The organism is Corynebacterium sp. HMSC05D08, assembly GCF_001807215.1.
GTDB classification, from domain to species: Bacteria; Actinomycetota; Actinomycetes; order Mycobacteriales; family Mycobacteriaceae; genus Corynebacterium; species Corynebacterium striatum.
In genome coordinates this window covers 161456-182397 of the sequence record NZ_KV788361.1, presented here as the reverse complement: position 1 = coordinate 182397, position 20942 = coordinate 161456, and the positions used below count along the sequence as shown (strand labels likewise).

The window sequence follows — 20942 nt, the reverse complement described above, 5'->3', positions numbered from 1 at the left end:
CCCATGACCACCGTGGAATTTCAGGGCCAAAAGCGCAAGTACACCGTCGTCGCGCCGGAGAATCCTGGCCCTAACCTGCTGCTTTTCCTCCACGGTTCGCTGCAGAATGGCAGCGTTTTGCGGCGCTTCACGGCCGGCACCTTCGACGAGCTAGCCGAGCGCACGGGCACGGTGGTGGTCTATCCGGACGGCGTGGGCCGCCACTTCAACGACTCCCGCGCCATCCTGCCGGTCAAGACCCGCGAGCTGGGCATCGACGACGTCGCGTTCCTGCGCCACGTGGTGGATACAATCCACCACGAGTACGGAACCCAGCGCACCTTCGCGTGCGGCTATTCCAACGGTGGGCAGATGGTCATTCGCTTGCTTTTCGACGCCCCCGGCCTCCTCGACGGCGCCTGCATCTTCGCCTCCACGCTGGGCAGCGGTGCTAACCATGCGCCGTCTAATCCCGATGGCTATAAGCCCACCCCGATGCTCATGATGCACGGCACTGCGGACCCGCTCGCTCCCTACGAGGGTGGTGAGGCAGGCATTATGGGCAGCACGCGCGGAAAGGTGACCTCGGCGCCGTGGACTGCGCAACGCTTCGCTGAGCTCAACGGCGCGGGCGAGGTTGTTGTGTCTCGGCCCTTCGACGACATCGAGCTGCGCACGTGGCCAGGCAAAAACCCAGTGGAGCTGTGGACCATGGAAGGCGTGGGCCACGTCATCCCCTCGGGCAACGAGTTCGACGCGCGCTTAGGCCCGAATACCGATAGCTTCATCGCGGCCCAAGTGGTGGAGGATTTCTTCGGCTTATAGCCCCGCGGCTCGCCTCCCCCACCACCTACCCAGCCCTGGAAATGCAGCTCTCTGGTGGATTGCGCGGCGTCGGCAAGCGCGTGAAAATGCGAGCAGGAGGTCTGGTTTTCCTGCCCTGGGAATTTGCAACAGGTTTGGCAGCTCAACCCATAGCGGGTAAGGTTTTGAGGGCTAACTGGACTCTGTTCTCTGCAGCAAATATGTCGAGCAGCTGGGAAACTATTTTCTTGATCATCGGCACAGAAAGATGGGTTCCCTCCGCGATGCCATAATTTGAGTGCCCACATATAATTCCGTTTAAAACTCGAAGCTGAATCGCGGATAGTCGCTCGAGGTTTCGCTGCATATCTGGTTCAGGCATTGTCCCAACAGCTACGCCGTTTATTTCAAAGCAACAACTTATTTTAAGGCCCCCATGGCCGGATCGAGCTTCCCGGGTAACCACACAATATGCAGACGCGCCCAAATTGATTGCCTTTTGAAGCTTCTCACGCGAATGCTGTGAATAATCCACCAAGTAAATAAAATCGCTGCTCTTTAACTCTTGTATATCCCATACCCAGGTCGCCGAGTCTTTGCGCTCGCACAACACCAGCAATTGCTCCTGTGAGCGAGACAATGCATTCAGCAGCTCCCTCTGAGTGGACGCACATTCAACCTGGGTCCAGAGGAAGTAGCGTCTTAGCTCATCGAGTATCGGTTGCTCATCGTCTCGGATGCCTGCGAGCAGACACGGCATATCCGAGTATTTCAATCGCCACACTAAAGCGTTACCTCGCAGTCTGCTTGGTCGGCTACATGCTTGGAATGCGTCGCGACGACGACAACGGCGCCTTGGTCAGCGAAAGCACGGAGGTGTTCAACAACCAGCTGAGCATTGTCCTCGTCAAGCGCCCCGGTTGGCTCGTCCGCCAATACGATTTTGGGCTTGGAAACGAGGATCCTCGCCAAGGCTACTCGTTGTTGTTCGCCGCCAGACAAGCCGCTGACCACACGCTTTTCATAGCCGCGTAAACCAACCTGCGCCAAAGCGCTGTCTAGCGCCTCGTCGAAAGCACGGCGCGAAACGTTACTGGCTGCGAGCTTCACGTTGTCGACAACGGTGAGGTCAGGAACCAAGCCGTAGTCTTGAAAGAGATACCCAACGCATTCGCGTCGATACTTGCGCAGTCGACCTGCCGATAGCGATGCAATGTTGTTTCCATCCCACATGATTGAGCCTTTGTCCGGCGAGATCAGACCGCCCAAGAGGTTCAACAGGGTGGTTTTCCCACTTCCGGAGACACCGGTTAATGCAGTCACCCGGCCAGCCGCAAAAGACCGCGTAAAGCCGGAAAGAATCATTTTTCCCTTCACACTGTAGTGAAGGTCTTCAACCTGAATTTCCATATCCTAATTTCCTTCGCTGTCTGTCCAGCGCATTTGATTTCGCGCACTAATCCACCAGGTCAAACCGATTGAAATACACATCCACACGATCGAAAATGCGACGACAGCAAGAACGGTTGCCGTGGACCACCTGTTTTCAAACCCCATCGACCACGTTGATGGATAGTGCGATTCCAGTTGTTCCTTATGCTCGCGCAAACGATACAAAACCCAGCCGATGGTGGTAACGAAAAAGAATAGCTCGGCCAGCAGAATCTTCCTGCACATCTTCCACGGGCTGCGCCCACAAATGAAGGAAACATAGAGCTCTCGCCGGAACGCCACCTGGAAACTGAAAAGCCCCGCGACGATTAACAAGGAAACCAGTAATATCGCTACGACCGTATTTAACGACCAAAGGCTGAATTGCTCTTTGGCTTCCTCAAGGGACGATCGCCAGGAATCAGCATGCGGTTGTGCCGTGGCGAGCACCTTGCCCACCGTCCCATCTTTCAGCTCACCAACGACAGTTGGCTCGATGGCAAGGAGGACTTTCTGCGAGGCTTTCGCGAGTAAATTCCGGTCACCGATAGCTTCAAGCCCCACTGGTAACGAAACCACAATGGGGTCATTAATTACTGGCCGCAGCTCAACGTCATAGGAAAAGACTTGCCCAAGCGAACAATCTTCTTTCCAGTTAAAATTTGGAACCTTCTTTTTCGCGAGTTCGGCTTCAAATGCAACAGAGTCAATAATCGTCTGTTTGGATTCTTCACTGAGGGCAACAGGAGCACAAACGGTTATGTCTTCTTCAGAAGGGGCAACACCAGCTTGAACGGCGAACCGATGGTTGCTGAGAATAACCGGGGCTTCCAGTTGAGTCGGCCAGGTAAGCCAAAAAGGATCCGCTAAGAGTAGCTTTCCTTCGCGGTCCGCCTGACGCAAGGGCGCTGCAGCTGCAGCCTGTTCTTTTTCATCCGGAGTGATATTCGAGCTCAGGGCAAACTCTTGCTCATTGGCATGTCCGATCCAATACGGTTGCAATTCCTCTCGCGCGGACACCTCAGCACCGGTATCAACCATCTGTGAAAGTGCCGTCAGGCTCGTCAAGAGTGCCAATAGCCGGACAGCATACAGTGCGTAGGTAATTGGACGCGCCCGAACCTTGCCTTTGATGGCCTGCGGGATCGAAATATTTCGAACCAATAACTGCCCGAGCACATAGCCCAGCGCCAAACCTACCCATTGGAGCAACACAGAAACGCCGAAAAAGGCCCAAAACAACGTCGCTTCTGCCCAGTCGTTGTAAAGATACAATGCCGCCGCAATAAAAATGATCGCAAGAAAAAATGGTAGCCATGTTTGCTTGGCAAGCCGCGTTACATCAAGCCTTAGCGTCTGCGATAGCTTTAGCCCCAAAAGTCTGTGAATGCCGATTTCGCGAGCCCGCACTAGGCAGTGCCCGCCACCCAACACGAGCGCGAGTAGAAAAGCAGCCGCGACCAACAAAGGCAGCGACGAAGTCATGACGAAACTCCAAGTCAAGTTCTGGAGCCCTATCACGGAATACCCGCGCTCCTCCAACCATGTCGTTAGGTCTCGAGCGTCATTTTCTGATCCTTTAATGTTAAAAACTTGGCGCGGTTCCTTAGTCGGAATTTCCGACAATGGATACCAAACAAACTTTTCGCCTCTCTGAAACTTTTGAGACTCAAAGTTAGCTGCACCTGAAGGCAGAGCCGAGGAGTAGATTCGCAGCTCACCATCCGAATCAGCTAGCGAGGCGTAATAAACCGATACGTCAAATCCTGAGTCTCCCGCAAATTCAGAAAGCTCAGGAAACAGTGTTTCTGCGTGACTGTCAGGTTCGAAGTCTTCGATCTGGACAAACTCGTTGCCAAGCCGGTAATCCAGAGTCGATAAGAGGCTGGCTCCGACAAAGGCAATGAATGCGCTACTAACCGTAGAGAGCAAAATCCCTACGGTTAGTAGTCTGACTGAAGTTTTCATCGAGCCTTAGCAGTGTCGGTAGTAGGACTTATTTCCAGAGGACTTCTTGGGAGCTGTTGCCTGCTTAGACATGCCCACTTTCATAAGCATTCCTTTCTTGAGAAGAATCCGAACTTATAGCGCGCGCTGCTAAAAGATATACGCTGCCCATAAACTGGGTTCAAGTGTCAAAAGTTACCTTTCGCAGATTCATCAACTCCGCGCAAATACCCAGGCCTCGATCCGCAGCTCTCTGGTGGATTGCGGGGCGTCGGCAAGCGTGTGAAAATGCGAGCAGGAGGTCTGGTTTTCCAGGCCTGGGTATTTGCCCAAAAGCTAAAACCAGGCCGGGTAAAACAGCAAAAAGGCGCCGCACAACGCGACGCCCTCCAAATTACCTGTTACTTCGCCGCGCGACGCCGACGAGCGAACTCCGAAAGCACGGCACCGGCGGCGACGGATGCGTTCAAGGACTCAACCCAGGCGGTCATCGGAATGGACACGATGACGTCGCAATTCTCGCGCACCAAGCGGGAGATGCCCTTTCCCTCAGAACCGATGACGATGACCACAGGGTCCTTGCCACCGGTGTAGGTGTCGAGCGTGTGCTCGCCGCCGGCGTCCAGGCCTACGACCTGGTAGCCGGCATTTTGAAATTCCTGCACCGTACGGGTCACGTTGGTCACGCGCGCCTTTCCCGGCAAATACCCAGCCCTGGAAACCAAGACCTCCTGTTCACTTTCTCCCACGCTTTCCGACGCCGCGCTTTTCACCAGGAATCTGCATTTCTAGGGCTGGGTATGTGCCACAAGGAGAGGCTGCGGCGCAGGAACGCGCTGGGGCGACCCGCGAGTTACTGTTTCCAGACCACCGCTGTGGCCACCGCGGCGCGACCTTCGGAGCGGCCGGTAAAACCCATGTGGTCGGTGGTGGTAGCGGACACGGAAACGGGAGCGCCTAAAATCTCACTGAGCACGCGCTCGGACTCTTCGCGGCGCGGGCCCATCTTCGGCGACTGCCCCACCAGTTGAGCGGCGGCGTTGCCGATGACAAAGCCATGGGATTCGAGCAGCTCACGGCACTCGCGCAGCAGGCGCTCGCCGGAGACATTGTCGTATTCTTTGCGCCCCACGCCCACAAACGAGCCAAGGTCGCCGAGGTTGGAGGCGGAAAGGAGGGCGTCGACAAGCGCGTGGCTCACCACATCGCCGTCGGAGTGGCCCTCGCAGCCGTCCACGCCCTCGAAGAGCAAGCCCGCGATCCAGCAGGGCTTGCCTTCCTCAATCTGGTGGGCGTCCGTGGCGATGCCAACGCGCGGGATGATCGGCTGGGTCATGAGTTCTCCTTGAGAATCGCGGTAGCCAGGGTGAGGTCCATGGGCGTGGTGATTTTCAGCGCTAACTGGTCGCCCGGCACGGTGGCCACGGGCACGCCGAACCATTCCATGAGGCTGGCGTCATCGGTGGCGATGAACTCCTGCTGCCCGGAGAAGTACTTTTCGTTGGCGCCGCGCAGCGTGGCCAAGTCGAAGCCTTGCGGGGTCTGCACGGCGCGCAGTGAGGAACGATCCGGAGTGGAGACAACACGCTCGGCGTCGACGATCTTGATGGTGTCGGAAACCGGCAGAACCGGGATGACGGCGGGAGCGCCGTCAAGGACGGTCTGGGCCACGCGCGCGATCATGGCTGGCGGGGTCAGGGCGCGGGCGGCGTCGTGGATGAGCACCACGGCGTCTTCTTCGCCAATGGTTTGCAGGCCAGCCCACACGGAGTCGGCGCGCTCGCCGCCGCCGTGGACGAAGGTGATGGGCAAGGGGGCGTCGGCAAGCAATGCTCGCGCGGTGTCTTCCATCACCGGAGAGACGGTGACCACCGCGCGTTTGACCACGCCACTGTGCGCCATGGCTGCTACGGAGCGTTCCAGGAGCGTGCGTCCCTGGAGTTCAACGTATGCCTTGGGCACTTCCGCGCCGAGGCGAGTGCCCATTCCTGCTGCCGCGATGAGCGCGACAACGGGCTTATTCGTCTTCGTCGTCGAAGGAGAGGTCATCGAGATCGATGTCGTTGTCGATGTCGGTGGTGATGGACTTGTCCTCCACGATGCCCGCGGCGCGGTGGCGCTCGATGGTGGCGTCGATTTCCTCCAGCATGGTGTCGGCCTTCTTCTCGTCGACCGGGGAGGCCAACGCGAGCTCGCCCACGAGAATCTGACGGGCCTTGGCCAGCATGCGCTTCTCACCTGCGGACAGACCGCGGTCTTGGTCGCGGCGCCACAGGTCGCGGACAACCTCAGCGACCTTGTTGATGTCGCCGGAAGCCAGGCGCTCCTGGTTAGCCTTGTAGCGGCGGGACCAGTTGCCGGCCTCTTCAACGTCGATTTCACGCAGGACGGAGAATACCTTCTCGAGGCCTTCCTTACCCACGACGTCGCGAACGCCGACGAGCTCCACGTTCTTGGAAGGCACGCGAACCACAAGGTCAGACTGATTGATCTGGAGCACCAAGTACTCCAGGGTCTCGCCACCCATCTCGCGATGCTCAATATCAGCAATCCTGGCAGCACCGTGGTGCGGGTAGACGACGACCTCTCCGACCTTAAATTCCATTGCCACTCCTTATTAAATGTTCGCGCCGCTAACGGCACACATACAGGGCAACGAGTTTAGCACGCGCCGCACAGCTGCTTGCCGACGCCCACGTCTACCCCCGTATTACCCCGCTTACTACCCAATTGGTTTTCACGAAACTGTGTACTCGGCACGGAAAGGTACTAGGCTAAAGCGTTGATAAGCTTTGTGATCGCAATCTATGGAGGACCCTCAAAGTGCAGCCACTGAAGACCGCCGCCCGTCGCGGTGCCATCATTTCCGTAACCGCCCTGTCTGCGCTGGCATTGGCTTCCTGCTCTGCAGGCCACGTTACCCAGACTTCCGACAAGGTTGCGGCTGTCGACGGTTCCTCCGCTGCCACCGAGGACGGCGCAGTCGCAGTTCGCGACGTCACCATTCAGGTCGAACCGGACTCCGGCGAGACCTCCCTGAAGTTCGTAGCTGTTAACCAGGGCTACGAGGTTTCTGATATCACCCTCGAGTCCGTTTCCGTCGATGGCCAGGACGTTGACCTCGGCTCCGTTAAGCCAATGGCTCGCGACCAGTCCATCATCGCTGACTCCGCGGCTAACCTCAAGGAGCTCAAGAAGGACGAGAAGAACAAGAACGTCCAGTACGTTGAGACCACTCTGCAGAACGAGGACTACGGCTACGCCGGTTTCCGCCCGGTTACCTTCACCTTCAACAACGGCACCATCGAGGTAAACGCTGCTGTTTCCGCTTCCCCGCTGAAGTCCGGTGAGTACAATCGCGACTCCAAGTCCACCGAGGGCTACACCACCGAGAAGCCTGAAGCTGGCCACCACCACTAAGGTTTAAGCTTTCGAAGCCCCGCACTTTCGAGTGCGGGGCTTTGCGTTTGGGGCGGGTAGGTACCCGTGTCCGGTGGGTGTCTTAGAGTTACTGGCATGGCAAAGAAGTCCCGTCCCGTCCACACCTGTTCTGAGTGTGGCTACGTCTCCCCCAAGTGGCTTGGCCGCTGCCCAGATTGCGGCTCGTGGGGCACGCTCCAGGAGTCGGCGCCCGCGGCGTCGGCAGGCTCGGCGGCTTCGGCTGCCGTGACGGGGCAGATGGTCAAGGGGCTTACTCCCAGCAGCCCGGCGCAGCCCATCACCAAGATTGGGGCAAGCGCTACCAAGACCATTACCACCGGCATCGGGGAGTTAGACCGCGTGCTGGGAAAGGGCATTGTGCCGGGTTCGGTGGTGCTCATGGCGGGCGAGCCAGGCGTGGGTAAGTCCACGCTCTTGTTGGAGGTGGCCTCGCGTTGGGCGCAGCTAGACCGCAAGGCTCTCTACGTCACGGCGGAGGAATCCGCGGGCCAGGTGCGTGCGCGCGCCGAGCGCACCGACGCCCTGCATGACACGCTGTATCTCGCCGCAGAGTCGAACCTGGACGTAGTCTTCGGGCACGTTGAGCAGCTCAAGCCCAGCCTCATCATCGTGGACTCGGTGCAGACCATGCACGCCGCGGGCGTCGAGGGTGTGGCCGGCGGCGTGGCACAGTCCCGTGCCGTGACCGCGGCTTTGACCACCTTAGCCAAGTCCACCGGCATTCCGGTTCTCTTGGTGGGCCACGTGACTAAAGACGGCAACGTGGCGGGCCCGCGCGTGCTGGAGCACCTTGTCGACGTCGTGCTCAACTTCGAAGGGGACCGCCAATCCAGCCTGCGCATGCTGCGCGGCATCAAGAACCGCTTCGGCGCTACCGATGAGGTGGGCTGCTTCGAGCAGACCTCCGGCGGCATCCGCGAGGTCGCTGATCCTTCCGGGCTCTTCCTCTCGCACCGCGGCAGCACGCCCGATGGCTCAGCGGTGACCGTGGCCATGGATGGCGTTCGCCCCATCCTGGCGGAGGTCCAGGCGCTGACCGTGGATCCTGTGGCCAAGAACCCGCGCCGCGTGGTCACGGGCTTGGACTCCAACCGCGTGCCGATGGTGCTAGCAGTGCTGCAGGCACGCGCGGGCCAGCGCACCAATGACAAGGACGCTTACGTTGCCACGGTGGGCGGCGTGCGCATTCAGGAGACAGCCACGGACCTCGCGGTGGCGCTGGCAACGTGGTCCTCGCTACACGAAAAGCCGCTGCCGGCTAAGACCGTGGTCATCGGCGAGGTGGGCCTGGCCGGCGAGCTGCGCCGAGTGCCAAACCTGGACCGTCGCCTCGCCGAAGCCGCGCGCTTGGGCTATAAAAAAGCAATCGTCCCGGCTGGCAAAGTAGATGCCACCGGGATTCGGGTGCGTCAGGCTGCTACGCTCAGCGAGGTCATAGCGCTGCTGGGCTAAGCGCCGTTCGCATCCACGAGGTTGAACGTCTGAGCCGGTGCTGCGTTATCGCCGATGACCACGTGCATGAAGTATCCACCCATCGGCGATTCCTGACGGTCCACGCACTGGCCCGGCTGGGACATCTTGCGCGACCACACGGCTTCGAACTTGCGCGGCTCGCCCGGCTTGAAGGTCTGCGTCTTCTCCTCGACCGGCGGGTAGCAGTCGGTGTCGGTCCACATCTTCTGGTTGGTCTTCAAGTCATAGACCTCGAAGCGCATGGTGTCGGCTTCCAAATCAATGACACAGTCGACGGCCGTGGGGTTGTTGACCTCCATGTAGAAAGTCGGCTGCTCGCCCGGGCCATAGGTGGGCTTGCTGACAGAGCCCGTCAGTTGCAGGTCTGCAAGAGCGCACGTGTTCTTCTTCGGCTCCTCACTCGGGTTGGTGGCCGATGCCGTGGCGCTGTCTGAGGCCGGCTGCGTGCTCGACTCCTTGGAGCTAGTCGCCTCGCTGGTCTTTTCCGCCTTCGAGGTGGCCTTCGTCTCCGGCGCCGCTGCGGAGCCACGTGCACTTGTCGAAGCCGCCGGAACCGATTCATCCGAGCCGCCAAACATCGAGGTCGCAGCCCACAAGAGCAGGCCCACGACAACCAGGAGTCCAATCAGCGCGGCCACTCGGCGGCGCATGTAGATCTCTTGGGGCAGCGGGTTGCGTCGGTTCTCAGTCACGTTCTTGATTTTAAGGGGCCACGCCCCTAACCTGCACTAACCCTCGCCGCGTGTCTGACTAAATGGCGGGACTCAACTGGGGAGAGAGCGAGTGCAGCACTAAGCTACTGCACACCGTGCAGTACTACGGTCTCCACACTGGAATCCTCCAGCAGATAGCGCAAGCCCACGACGCCGAGGGTTCCGGCGTCGAGAAGCCGGCGGGCCGCAGGCACATCCGCGATGATCTGTGAAACCGTCTGTGCAGTGTTCTCCCGCTCGAAGTCCGGAGTGGAGTCGCGGCCCTCACGGCGCGACTGCAGCGCAGACGCAGCTACCTTCTCAATGATCGGGCGCTGCAGGCCGGTCGGCAGATTCATGTCGCCGTTGAGGAACGCGGAAGCCGCAGCAACCGCGCCGCAGGACTGGTGGCCCATGACCACGAGCAAGTTGGCGTTCAGATTCTCCAGGGCGTAATCCAACGAAGCCAGTACCGCGTTATCGAGGATGTGACCGGCGGTGCGGATGACGAAGGCGTCGCCAAAGCCAATGTTGAATACGTGCTCAATAGGGGCGCGCGAGTCGGAGCACGAAAGCACGATGACGCGCGGATCCTGGCCCTTGGTGAGCCCGGCGCGAATGTGGGCGTCATCGTTGACGGAGATGACGTTGCCGGTTACTAGGCGCTGGTTGCCCGCTTGCAGAGCTTCCCAAACCTTTTGTGGATCTTGTGGAACTTTAGAAAGTGGCATGTCACTAACTGTAGTCCCCTACCACCGCTGTCCTACACTGATTCCCGATGATTGATACCGCCGCCCTCCTTACATGGTTCGACTCCGCCGAACGCCCGTTGCCTTGGCGACGCCCCGGGACCTCCGCGTGGGGCGTTCTGCTCAGCGAGGTCATGAGCCAGCAAACGCCCGTCGCGCGTGTGGCTCCGGTATGGGAGGAATGGATGGAGCGCTGGCCCACCCCGGCGGACTTCGCCGCGGCCTCCCGAGCTGAGGTCCTGCGCGCTTGGGGCAAGCTCGGCTATCCCCGCCGCGCGCTGCGCTTGTGGGAGTGCGCGCAGGAGATTGGTGAGGAGCCGGTGCCAAGCGACGTCGCCAAGCTGCTGGCCCTGCCCGGCATCGGCGAGTACACCGCGCGGGCCGTGGCGTGCTTCCATTACGGGCGCAACGTGCCGGTGGTGGACACCAACGTGCGTCGCGTCTACGCCCGCGCCGTGGATGGGCAGTTCCTCCAGCCGCAACCGTCCAAGAAGGAGTTGGCGCAGGTGGAGGCACTCCTACCCGCGGTAAATGGCCCACGCTTTTCCGCCGCGTTGATGGAGCTCGGGGCTCTCGTGTGCACTGCGAAGTCGCCGAAGTGCGAGGAGTGCCCGCTGCGCACGGGCTGCGCGTGGCAACTGGCGGGCTGCCCGCAGCCCAGCGAGGAGGAGCTCGCGCGCGCAAAGAAGCGCATACAGAAGTTCAAGGGAACCGACCGCCAAGTGCGCGGGCTCATCCTCGACGTGCTGCGCGGGGCATCGGGGCCGGTGCCGCAAAGTTCCATCGACGTGGTGTGGCCTGACGCAGCGCAGCGTTCCAGGGCTTTGGCATCGCTGCTTGACGACGGCCTCGCGGAGCAAGATTCCCAGGGCCTGTTCCACTTACCGGCTTAATACGCTCTAGTACCTAGAGTCGTGCGGCGGGCGGCTGAAGTCGATGAGTCTGCCAAGCGCCCAATCCCGGTCGGAGAGCAGGCGGGCAAAGACGAGGCCGCAACCGATGGACATGACGACCATCGTCGCGGTGGCGAGGTTCGAAAGCGACTGGTCCATGTTGCCCGCGTTAAGGTGGAATACCGCGCGGAACATCGCGGTGCCGGGAATCATGATGACCGCGGCGGGGACCGTGGTGGTAATGCGCGGCAGATGCATCTTGCGAGCCACCTGCGCGCCCAGCAGGCCGATGATGACGCCGCCCACGAATGCCGCGAAGTAGCTCGTGGTGCCCAGCGATAAAATGCCAAGGCGCGCCATGTTCGCCACCGTGCCCACGAGTGCCGCGGCCAGCACCATGCGGCGCGAGGAGTTAAATAGGAACGCAAAGCCGGCGATGCCTGAGAAGCTGGCGACTACCGCGGCGGCGTACCAGGTGGCGTCGGGAGCTGGGGCAGGCGGGATTGGGGTCAGTTCGGTGAACCAGCTGACCATGGCCACTGTGAACGTGGCCGCGATGATGACGGTGAGCGAGTAACTCAGGCGCGCCATGCCGGCGTCGAAGTCGAAACGGGCCAAATCGATGATGGCGGAGAACAACGGGAAACCTGGTATGAGGAATAGCACCGCCGCCACGTAGCCCGAAGAGAATTCGGCGGGATCCGCCCAGCCGATAAGCACGAGGGCCTCCGTGGTGAGGAAGTAGACCATGCTCGAGACCGCACCGCCGGCAACGATGCAACCCAGCTGGTGCACATGCCTGTGATGCAAGGCCCAGCGGGTGAACTGCCCGCAGAACGCGGCCAAGGCAACCAGCAGCACCACATAAGATTGGAAGTAGTTAAGTACCGCGAAGGAAGCGCAGGCCACGCCCGCAGCGCTAGCCAGGACCCAGCCGTTCCAGCGCTTGATGACGTGCGATTCGATGTCGTCGAGGAAAGCATCGAGTTCCTCAGCGGTAATGCCGGCATACAGCCGATGGTGGGTGAGGTCCTCGAGGGCCTCGATGCGGGAGGCGTCGACAGCCGGCGAATGCTGCTGCGCCACCACCGTGCGAAATGCGCGGCCCTTGTGGAAGGTGCAGGTAATCTGCGTAACGCCCACGTTGGCGTCGAGCCGGTCGAAGCCCAGGGCACGGGCCGCGCGCTTCATGCCGCGCAGCACGCGGTAGCCGGACGTACCTGCGCCCATGAGCAACATGCCCAAGCGCAAAATGACGTCGGCTTCGATGCCCATCCGGACATAGTCAGGAGTTGGCTCTCGCATGGCTAAAGCGCTGGTCTTTAGCGCCAGCGACCCCGGAAGTTCAGGCCACCGGGCAGGTTGATCCACATGCCGCCGCGGGAATTGAAGGTCACGGGCCCAACTTTGGTGGACATGGATGCCCCGGAGCCGGAGATATTAATCCAGCTATTCTTGCCGGTTTTCTTGCGTGAACGGTATTGAATGCCCATGGTGACAAATTTTAGCGCACCCCCAGTTGCGCTGGCAGCTAGAGTTTAGTGCGTGAAGTTCCCTCGTCTCATCGCGGCCGCGGTACTCACCGCCGCCCTTAGCGTCCCCGTTCCTGCTGCACTCGGCGTCGAACCAGCGCAGGACACCTCCGACGTCACTGGCGTCGCCGCAGACACCGGTGCGGTCTCAGCGCCGGCGAATCCTGGCGTGAATGCGCCCGGCGCGGGCACCGTCATGGACTCTCGCCCTGCGAGCCATCCCGTAGCGCAGATGTCGTCTGCCACGGGTGCGCGCGCCACCACCTTCACATACGGCTCGACCCGCTCCGATGGCGTGGCCACCCCGGTGACGGGAACCGTGTTTGAGCCGCAGCGCCCGTGGACTGGCAAGGGCGAGCGCCCCACCATCGTGTTCGCGCCGGGCACGCGCGGCCAGGGTGACCAGTGCGCGCCGTCGCGCTCCGGCAGCCAGGTGGGCAACCTGGCTTTAGGCCCAGCCGGCCAGCCCACGTTGAACATGAACTATGAGTACCCTTTCTTCCAGCAGGCCGCTGAGCACGGGATCCGCGTGGTGGTCACGGACTACATCGGGCTGGGCACGCCTGGGCACCACTCTTATGTCAACAACATTGAGCAAGCGCACGCGGTTCTCGACGCCGCCCGCGCCGGCCTTGCGCTCTCCGGCGCGCCTTTGACCTCCCCGGTGGGCTTTGCAGGCTACTCACAGGGCGGCGGCGCTGCTGCGGCCGCGGCGGAGTATGCGGCGCTCTATGCGCCCGAGCTCAACATCAAGGGAACCTACGCTGGCGCCCCGCCGGCTGACCTGCTCTCGGTGATGAACGCGGTGGACGGTTCGAGTATCGTCCACGTCTTGGGATACGCCATCAACGGCTTCGCGGAGCGCAGCCCGGAGTTTTATAACGCGATCATTCCGCAGTTCAACGAGCGCGGCATCCACTTCCTGCGTTCGGCCGCGGACGCCTGCATCGGTGATTCCATGGCCACTTGGGGCTTTACGCGCACCTCCCAGCTAACCAAGACTGGTGAGTCCTTTGCCCACCTCGTTGCCCGCGAGCCGGCCGCCGCACGCGTGCTGGAGGAGCAAAAGCTGGGCAAACACCCGGTGACTGGCCCGATTCTGGTGGCCAACTCCCCTACCGATGACCTCATCCCTTACGAGCAGGCACGCACCATGGCTGGCCAGTACTGCCGCATGGGCGGCGCCGTCCAGTTTGAGGCGGCCCCGGCCGTCACCTTCATCACCGGTACGGGCCTGGGCCACGCTGGCCCGATGATGACTTCCGTACCGCGCGGCTTGGACTACTTGATGGCGCGTTTCAACGACTTCCCTGCTCCCACCAACTGCCTCTAGGTTCTGCTTTTTGTATCGCGTTCTTTCCCTTGCCCCTTGGGAAGCGGTGGCTTGGTCGGCGCCAGATGAGCCCAACTGCCAAATTGTGGGCGGAAATGTCTGATTTTTCGGCACAATTTGGCAATTAGGGCGGCTGCGCAGTTGGCTGCCCCGGGAAAACGACAAAGGTGCCGCCCAAAAGGGCGGCACCACGTCTAGTTCAGTCTAGATAGGCTGGCCAGCACCGGCAGCTGGCGGGTTATCATCGTCGGTTGGGTCTGGCAAGACATCGCTGGTGATGGAATCAGGACTGTCGTTCTGCTCTGCCACGAGCTCCTCGTCAGCCTCGCGTACCTCGGCATCCTCGAGTTCCTCCTCGAACGTGCCCTCCGGCAACGGACGCGGGCGTGGGCTGAAGGTAAAGGTCGCAGAAGAGTTGTCCTTGGACTCGCCGTCCCAGTTCTCCACGTCAACGGTGATGATTTCACCAGCACCGATTTCACCGAAGAGGATCTTCTCGGAGAGCTGATCCTCAATCTCGCGCTGAATGGTACGGCGCAGCGGACGAGCACCCAAGACTGGATCGAATCCGCGCTTTGCCAGTAGATCCTTAGCTTTCTGGGTCAGCTCGATGCCCATGTCGCGCTCTGCCAGCTGCTTTTCCACACGGCCAATGAGCAGCTCGACCATCTCAACGATCTGCTCCTGAGTGAGCTGGTGGAAGACCACAATCTCGTCGATACGGTTGAGGAACTCTGGGCGGAAATGCTTCTTCAGCTCGTCGTTGACCTTATTCTTCATGCGCTCGTACTGAGCATCGCTATCCGTTTCGGAGGAACCGCTAAAGCCCAAGCCCACAGCCTTAGAGATATCTTGCGTACCCAGGTTTGAGGTGAAAATCAGGACCGTGTTCTTAAAGTCCACGATGCGACCCTGGCCGTCGGTAAGGCGGCCGTCCTCGAGAACCTGCAGCAAGGTGTTGTAAATCTCCTTGTGGGCCTTCTCAATCTCGTCGAAGAGAACCACGGAGAATGGCTTGCGGCGGACCTTCTCCGTCAGCTGGCCACCCTCTTCGTAGCCAACGTATCCCGGAGGGGCACCGAAGAGACGGGATGCGGTGAAGCGGTCGTGGAACTCGCCCATGTCGATCTGGATGAGGTCATCATCAGAGCCGAACAGGAAGTTAGCCAGGGACTTCGAAAGCTCCGTCTTACCAACACCGGACGGACCGGCGAAGATGAAGGAACCGGAAGGACGACGCGGGTCCTTGAGACCTGCGCGGGTACGGCGGATGGCGCGGGACACTGCCTTGACTGCCTCGTCCTGACCAATGATGCGCTTGTGCAGCTCATCTTCCATGTGCAGCAAGCGGGAAGATTCCTTCTCCGTCAGCTTGAGCACAGGGATGCCGGTCCAGTGTGCCAGGACCTCAGCGATTTGTTCCTCGCCGACCTCAGCGATTTCCTCGAGGTCGCCGGAGCGCCACTGCTTTTCCTTCTCAGCGCGCTCTTCACCGAGTTTGCGCTCCTTGTCGCGCAAGCCGGCTGCCTTCTCGAAGTCCTGGGCGTCGATAGCCGCTTCCTTCTCGCGGCGGACCTCAGCGATGCGGTCATCGACCTCACGCAGGCCTTCCGGAGCAGTCATGCGCTTAATGCGCATGCGGGCACCAGCCTCGTCGAGGAGGTCAACGGCCTTATCCGGCAGGAAGCGGTCATTGATGTAGCGGTCAGACAGGGAGGCCGCAGCCTTCAGAGCCTCGTCAGTGTAAGAAACGCGGTGGTGTGCCTCGTACTTATCGCGCAGGCCCTTGAGGATGAGGATGGTGTCATCCAGGGAAGGCTCGTCGACCTTGACCGGCTGGAAACGACGCTCCAGCGCGGCATCCTTCTCAATGTGCTTGCGGTACTCGTCCAAGGTGGTAGCACCGATGGTCTGGAGCTCACCGCGGGCCAGCTTCGGCTTCAGCAGCGAAGCGGCGTCGATTGCGCCCTCTGCTGCACCTGCGCCGACCAGGGTGTGAATCTCATCGATAAACAGGATGATGTCACCGCGCTGGTTAATCTCCTTGAGGACCTTCTTCAGGCGTTCCTCGAAATCACCACGGTAGCGGGAACCCGCAACCAAAGAACCAAGGTCAAGCGAGTACAGCTGCTTGTCCTTGAGGGTCTCAGGGACTTTACCGTTAACGATGTCGAGAGCCAGGCCCTCCACGACTGCGGTCTTACCAACACCAGGCTCACCAATGAGAACCGGGTTGTTCTTGGTACGGCGGGAGAGCACCTGCATGATGCGCTCAATCTCGGAATCGCGGCCCACAACTGGGTCGAGCTTGCCATCCTTGGCGGCCTGGGTCAGGTTGCGACCAAACTGGTCAAGAACCAAGGAATTGGAGCGCTCGCCCGCGCCGGACGGTGCGGTGCGGCCACCCAGGCCTGCGCCCGCGCCGGCACCAGCACCGACTGGCCCGCCCTGGGACTGGCCGTCGTTTTCACCATTGCCGCCCTCGTAACCAGACAACAGCTGGATAACCTGCTGACGAACGCGCGGCAGGTCAGCGCCAAGCTTGATAAGTACCTGCGCTGCCACGCCCTCGCCCTCGCGGATGAGGCCCAGCAGCAGGAACTCAGTACCGATGTACTTGTGGCCCATCTGCAGGCCCTCACGTAGGGAAAGCTCCAGCACCTTCTTCGCGCGCGGTGTAAACGGAATGTGACCGGTGTGTGGCTGGGAGCCGTGACCGATAATTTCCTCTACTTCGCGGCGGACGTCCTCAAGCGAGATGCCCATGGACTCCAGTGCCTTGGCGGCAACGCCTTCACCCTCGTGGATGAGGCCGAGCAAAATGTGCTCGGTGCCGATGTAGTTGTGGTTGAGCATGCGTGCTTCCTCCTGCGCCAGGACGATGACGCGGCGGGCACGGTCGGTAAACCTCTCGAACATTGCCTTATACCTCTATGCTTTCGCTAATAATGTGTCACCCACTCTAACGCGCCGACTGGACATGCAATTCACGGTTTTTAGAACCAACTCTCCAGAAGGCACCTTTTCCCAGCTCAGGGCACTGTACGCCGGTAGCGAACAGGCCTTTCAGAAGGTTTCTTTACACCTCGCTACTGGAGTTTGACTCGGTTGCCGTTACTCTTAAATGCGAAAAGGCCCAAAACCATTATTCAAAAGGATGAATCCCTGTGAAAAAGCTCCCTGAGTTCTTCTCTACTCAGCATCAACTCCGTCAGCTTTCCGTAATGGACGAATCCTCGGTCTCCACGCTTTTCGGTGTCGTGGACTCCTCTAATAAGCCAATGACGGTCGAGCTTTTTGAGGCCAACCACCGCGGTGCGGTTAAGCAAGCCTCCGTGCTTGCCGACGTCCACCATCGCTCCATCGCCCCGCTCGTCGGCACCGGAACCACAGAAAAGGGCCAGGACTTTCTGGTGCGCGCCGCACTTTCCGGCGAGCCACTTTCTACCTTCACCGGCTCTGGCCTAGGCGCGCAGCACCTCACCAAGACCGAGGCGCTTTCAGTTTTTACTCCTTTGTCCGAGGCAGTGGATTACCTGTTGCAGAACAACCAGACGGGCTTTGCCATGCATGCGCTGCATCCACGCCGCATCATGGTTACGGGTTCGCGCAGCAATGCGGTGCTGTGTGCGGCAGGCCCGGGCGTGGGCAACGTCACCGCTGAGCAGGTCACGCAGCGCTTTGCGGAGCTCATTAAGTCTGCACATCCGGAGTTCAAGCCAAATTCCCAGTTCAACTCAGCTGGCACGGTTATCGACGCCCTGCGTAACGCCTCTACTTCCACCGGCACCGCTGCAGCGGGAGCAGCTGGTGCCGCAGCCGCAGGTTTTGCTTCCCAGTTCGCCAGCCCGCAAGCTGCGGCACCCCGCGAGCAAACCCACCCGCAGACGCAGCCTCAGCCAGCGCAGCAGGCCCCGCAGCAGCAGATGCCACCGCAGTACATGCCGCAGCAGCAGCCGATGATGCAGCGAGGCCAGTACCAGCAGGGGTTCCAGCAAGGCCAGCCGCAGGGGCAGATGCAGAGCCAACCAAACGGCGCGGGATTTGCTGCACCGGTTGCAGAAAAGAAGTCCGGCTCTGGCAAGAAGACCGGCCTCATCGCGCTATGCGCCGCACTGGCAGTGGTCGTTCTCGCCGCCGCCGGCATCTTCTTCTTCAACCAGTACCCGGGCTGGAACGATGATGAAAGCAACCTCGCAGAGGCCTACCCTGGACTGCTGGGCTCGCGCAGCGGCACCTCCGGCTACGGCGATACCAAGTGCCACCACCGCGAGCCGGAGGAAGGCCAGCTGGCGAAGATCACCTGTGAGGGCGACGACTTAAGCTATGCCGTCGCCTCCTACGAATCCGTGGAAGCCCGCGACGCCATCCTGCCTCCTGATCCAACCGAGCTTTCCAATGGCCAGTGCACCATCCAGAGCTTCGAAGCCCCGAACGCCGAGGAGCCGACCTATTACATGGCAGTACCTGGCACCCAGTCCGCCTTCATTATCTGGGGCACAGAGGCGGAAAACGCGCGCCTAAAGATGCAATTGTGCGCCTAAAGGAGCAGCGGCCATGGATAATTCGCAGGAAAACAAGAGCATCTACATCGCGATTGCCGTCGCAGTCCTAGCACTAATTGCACTGGTTGGCGGCAGTGTTCTGGCCATGCGAATGCTGGGCGGTGCCAAAGAAAATGCGCAGTCCCAGCTAGCCCCACTTGCCGAAGCCCCTGCAACTGGGAGCACCTCGCAAGAGGATGAGAATTCAGAAAGCAGCCAACGCACTGAGAGCGAGAAATCTGAAGAAACTGCAACCATGACCAAGACCGTGGAGCAGACGGTCACGCAGGAATACACGGCGCCTGCAACTAAAGATTCCAGCTCGGACTTGCCCGCTGGATTTAATCCTTCCGCCGTTGCTTGCGACGGCCGCGGCGTGCTGATCGTCGATTCCGTCGTGGCCAACAGCCCCGCAGAGGCCCTTCCGCAAATCCAACGATCTGTTGCTAACAACCCCGGCGCGGAGTACTACAACCCGGGAATCTGCCCGTCGTTACGCGGCGAGGTAGCAGAGGGCAAGGTCTACCCGGTGGTCATCGACTATGGCTTCGACACCGATGCGCTGTGCTACGCTGCTTCCCGCCTGGGTGGCAACCCGCGTATCCTCTCCACCCGCGCAGAGTTCCTCTCCCCCTGTTAGTCCTGCGGGACCGGACGCAGCAGCGGCGCCAGCACGAGCACCACAATCGACGCCGCGCCGGCGAACAGGAAAGCCCAGTGGGCACCCTGCGCGATCGCGGCGGCCTCGTCCATTCCCGACTGCATGCCGGCCACGGTGCCACGAGTCAGGAATACAACCAAGAATGCCGTTCCCGTCGCGCCCGCGAGCTGCTGCAGGGTGTTCATGATCGCCGAGCCATGCGAGTAAAGCTCATGCGGCAGCGAAGACAAAGCCGTGGTCATCAGCGGCGTCATCATCAAACCCATGCCCAAGGCAAAGGTGACGTGCATGGCAACAACCATCCACACCTGGGATTCGGCGTCGAGAGTCGTCATCAAGAACAGGCCCGCAACCAGCAGGATGGCGCCCGGAATCGTCAGCGGCCGCGGACCACGCGCGTCAAAAATACGGCCCACGAACGGAGAGATGATGCCCTGCAACAAACCGCCGGGCATCACCACGAGACCCGTCACTAGGGCGGAAACACCCACGGAGGTCTGGAGGTAAATAGGCAGCACCGTCACCGAGCCCAGCATCAGACCGAATGAGATGAGCATGATGGCCACCGCGATGGTGTAGTTGCGCACGCGGAACGGGCGCAGATCCAACAGCGCACGATTATCCTTTGCCAGGCTCATCTGACGGCGGGTGAAGATGATGAGCGCTACGACGCCGACCACCGAAACGATGATCTCCACCATGCCCTTTCCTTCGAGCATCTTCTCGATGGAGGAAAGGCCATACACCAAACCTCCGAAAGCTAGGACCGAAAGCACCACAGAGAATGGATCCAACGGGGTGTTGCGGTTCTCGCCCACGTTAACCAGCTTGATCACACCGGCAAACAGAATAAGAGCCACCAAGGGAACCATTGCCCAGAAGATGAAGTGCCAGCTCAAGGCATTGAGGATTGCGCCACCAACCGTCGGGCCTAGGGCTGGCGCAACCGAGATGACAATAGAGATAATTCCCATTACTGAGCCACGTCGCTGTGGTGGCACTAGCGTCATCGCTACTGTCATCAGCGTCGGAATCATCAATGCTGTTCCGGCAGCCTGCACCACGCGGCCAGCAAGCAAGACGATGAAGACTGGCGCCAGCGCTGCAATGACTGTACCGGCAAGAAACATCCCGGTAGAGGCGAGGAAAATCTGGCGAGTTGTGAAACGCTCGAGCAAGAAACCCGTCGTCGGGATAGTCACGCCCATGGTGAGCATGAAACCGGTAGTCAACCACTGCGCAGAGGTGGCAGGAATACTGAAGTCCGCCATGATCGCGGGCAAGGCGACAGACAAGGAAGTCTCATTGAGAATCATGATCATGGCCCCTAGGACCAAAATCGAGAGGTTGATAACTACGTCGCGGGACAGACGATTCGAACTAGCTGCATTATTAGATTCTTGAGACACGAAGTGTCACGTTAGGTGACACGCCCACCACTTCGTAAGTTCAAGATCGGGTTT

Annotated in this window: 19 protein-coding genes and 1 pseudogene; 7 read left to right on the top strand and 13 right to left on the bottom strand. The window is 60.3% G+C overall.

Going from position 1 to position 20942, the window contains the following annotated elements; genetic code table 11:
• Nucleotides 1-3 precede the first annotated feature (3 nt).
• The gene (locus HMPREF3148_RS12505) at nt 4-804 is read left to right on the top strand and encodes a CE1 family esterase (protein ID WP_070509239.1); all 801 of its coding nucleotides are present in this window, start codon (nt 4-6) and stop codon (nt 802-804) included.
• Between the two features lie 142 nt (nt 805-946).
• On the opposite strand, the gene HMPREF3148_RS13760 is transcribed toward HMPREF3148_RS12505, so the two are convergent.
• The 7 genes and pseudogenes from HMPREF3148_RS13760 to HMPREF3148_RS12470 all read right to left on the bottom strand — a co-directional run bounded on the left by HMPREF3148_RS13760 (nt 947) and on the right by HMPREF3148_RS12470 (nt 6766).
• Nucleotides 947-1423: a helix-turn-helix domain-containing protein gene (locus HMPREF3148_RS13760; protein ID WP_129720735.1), complete on the bottom strand. Its 477-nt coding sequence runs from the start codon at nt 1421-1423 to the stop codon at nt 947-949.
• A 143-nt stretch (nt 1424-1566) separates the two neighbouring features.
• Nucleotides 1567-2193 carry a heme ABC exporter ATP-binding protein CcmA gene (gene ccmA / locus HMPREF3148_RS12495; protein WP_005529899.1) on the bottom strand — a complete coding sequence of 209 codons (627 nt, stop codon included), beginning with the start codon at nt 2191-2193 and terminating at the stop codon, nt 1567-1569.
• 3 nt (nt 2194-2196) lie between these two features.
• Complete coding sequence (locus HMPREF3148_RS12490; RefSeq protein WP_049063240.1) at nt 2197-4182, bottom strand: hypothetical protein; 1986 nt, start codon at nt 4180-4182, stop codon at nt 2197-2199.
• 380 nt (nt 4183-4562) lie between these two features.
• Nucleotides 4563-4874 (bottom strand): annotated as a pseudogene (locus HMPREF3148_RS12485) (TrmH family RNA methyltransferase); the annotation flags it as partial.
• Nucleotides 4875-5014: 140 nt separating this feature from the next.
• Nucleotides 5015-5497 carry a 2-C-methyl-D-erythritol 2,4-cyclodiphosphate synthase gene (gene ispF, locus HMPREF3148_RS12480; protein WP_070509237.1) on the bottom strand — a complete coding sequence of 161 codons (483 nt, stop codon included), beginning with the start codon at nt 5495-5497 and terminating at the stop codon, nt 5015-5017.
• Nucleotides 5494-6210 (bottom strand): 2-C-methyl-D-erythritol 4-phosphate cytidylyltransferase, encoded by a 717-nt coding sequence (gene ispD, locus HMPREF3148_RS12475; protein ID WP_070509235.1) that lies wholly within the window; start codon nt 6208-6210, stop codon nt 5494-5496. The genes ispF and ispD overlap by 4 nt, the downstream gene beginning before the upstream one ends.
• A complete protein-coding gene (locus HMPREF3148_RS12470; protein WP_005529888.1) occupies nt 6179-6766 on the bottom strand; it encodes a CarD family transcriptional regulator in 588 nt (195 codons plus the stop codon). The genes ispD and HMPREF3148_RS12470 overlap by 32 nt, the downstream gene beginning before the upstream one ends.
• A 218-nt stretch (nt 6767-6984) precedes the next feature.
• On the opposite strand from HMPREF3148_RS12470, the gene HMPREF3148_RS12465 reads away from it, so the two are divergent.
• Entirely contained in the window at nt 6985-7581 is a 597-nt protein-coding gene (locus HMPREF3148_RS12465; RefSeq protein ID WP_049147057.1) for a hypothetical protein, read from the top strand.
• A 96-nt stretch (nt 7582-7677) separates the two neighbouring features.
• On the top strand, nt 7678-9054 hold the full coding sequence (gene radA / locus HMPREF3148_RS12460) for a DNA repair protein RadA (protein ID WP_049151425.1): 1377 nt from the start codon (nt 7678-7680) through the stop codon (nt 9052-9054).
• Here the strand turns inward: radA and HMPREF3148_RS12455 are convergent.
• Both HMPREF3148_RS12455 and HMPREF3148_RS12450 read right to left on the bottom strand, forming a co-directional pair.
• A complete protein-coding gene (locus tag HMPREF3148_RS12455) occupies nt 9051-9767 on the bottom strand; it encodes a hypothetical protein (RefSeq protein ID WP_049147061.1) in 717 nt (238 codons plus the stop codon). The genes radA and HMPREF3148_RS12455 overlap by 4 nt on opposite strands.
• 104 nt (nt 9768-9871) lie before the next feature.
• Nucleotides 9872-10498 carry a carbonic anhydrase gene (locus tag HMPREF3148_RS12450; protein WP_005529881.1) on the bottom strand — a complete coding sequence of 209 codons (627 nt, stop codon included), beginning with the start codon at nt 10496-10498 and terminating at the stop codon, nt 9872-9874.
• A gap of 47 nt (nt 10499-10545) precedes the next feature.
• Here HMPREF3148_RS12450 and HMPREF3148_RS12445 point away from each other — a divergent pair, with 47 nt between their 5' ends.
• Nucleotides 10546-11409: an HhH-GPD family protein gene (locus tag HMPREF3148_RS12445; RefSeq protein WP_168712835.1), complete on the top strand. Its 864-nt coding sequence runs from the start codon at nt 10546-10548 to the stop codon at nt 11407-11409.
• Nucleotides 11410-11415: 6 nt separating this feature from the next.
• On the opposite strand, the gene HMPREF3148_RS12440 is transcribed toward HMPREF3148_RS12445, so the two are convergent.
• Nucleotides 11416-12684 carry a threonine/serine exporter family protein gene (locus HMPREF3148_RS12440; RefSeq protein ID WP_049147064.1) on the bottom strand — a complete coding sequence of 423 codons (1269 nt, stop codon included), beginning with the start codon at nt 12682-12684 and terminating at the stop codon, nt 11416-11418.
• Nucleotides 12685-12731: 47 nt separating this feature from the next.
• Nucleotides 12732-12902 carry a DUF4236 domain-containing protein gene (locus tag HMPREF3148_RS13390; protein WP_005529875.1) on the bottom strand — a complete coding sequence of 57 codons (171 nt, stop codon included), beginning with the start codon at nt 12900-12902 and terminating at the stop codon, nt 12732-12734.
• A gap of 52 nt (nt 12903-12954) precedes the next feature.
• On the opposite strand from HMPREF3148_RS13390, the gene HMPREF3148_RS12435 reads away from it, so the two are divergent.
• A complete protein-coding gene (locus HMPREF3148_RS12435) occupies nt 12955-14274 on the top strand; it encodes a lipase family protein (RefSeq protein ID WP_065420376.1) in 1320 nt (439 codons plus the stop codon).
• A gap of 204 nt (nt 14275-14478) precedes the next feature.
• Here HMPREF3148_RS12435 and HMPREF3148_RS12430 read toward each other — a convergent pair whose 3' ends face one another.
• Nucleotides 14479-17193: an ATP-dependent Clp protease ATP-binding subunit gene (locus tag HMPREF3148_RS12430; protein ID WP_049151424.1), complete on the bottom strand. Its 2715-nt coding sequence runs from the start codon at nt 17191-17193 to the stop codon at nt 14479-14481.
• A 248-nt stretch (nt 17194-17441) separates the two neighbouring features.
• Between HMPREF3148_RS12430 and HMPREF3148_RS12425 the strand changes: the two genes are divergently transcribed.
• Both HMPREF3148_RS12425 and HMPREF3148_RS12420 read left to right on the top strand, forming a co-directional pair.
• A complete protein-coding gene (locus HMPREF3148_RS12425; RefSeq protein ID WP_049147065.1) occupies nt 17442-18818 on the top strand; it encodes a hypothetical protein in 1377 nt (458 codons plus the stop codon).
• 13 nt (nt 18819-18831) lie between these two features.
• Complete coding sequence (locus tag HMPREF3148_RS12420) at nt 18832-19458, top strand: hypothetical protein (protein WP_049147067.1); 627 nt, start codon at nt 18832-18834, stop codon at nt 19456-19458.
• Here HMPREF3148_RS12420 and HMPREF3148_RS12415 read toward each other — a convergent pair.
• A complete protein-coding gene (locus HMPREF3148_RS12415; protein WP_070509234.1) occupies nt 19455-20888 on the bottom strand; it encodes an MDR family MFS transporter in 1434 nt (477 codons plus the stop codon). The two genes, HMPREF3148_RS12420 and HMPREF3148_RS12415, sit on opposite strands and share 4 nt — an antisense overlap.
• Nucleotides 20889-20942: the final 54 nt, after the last annotated feature.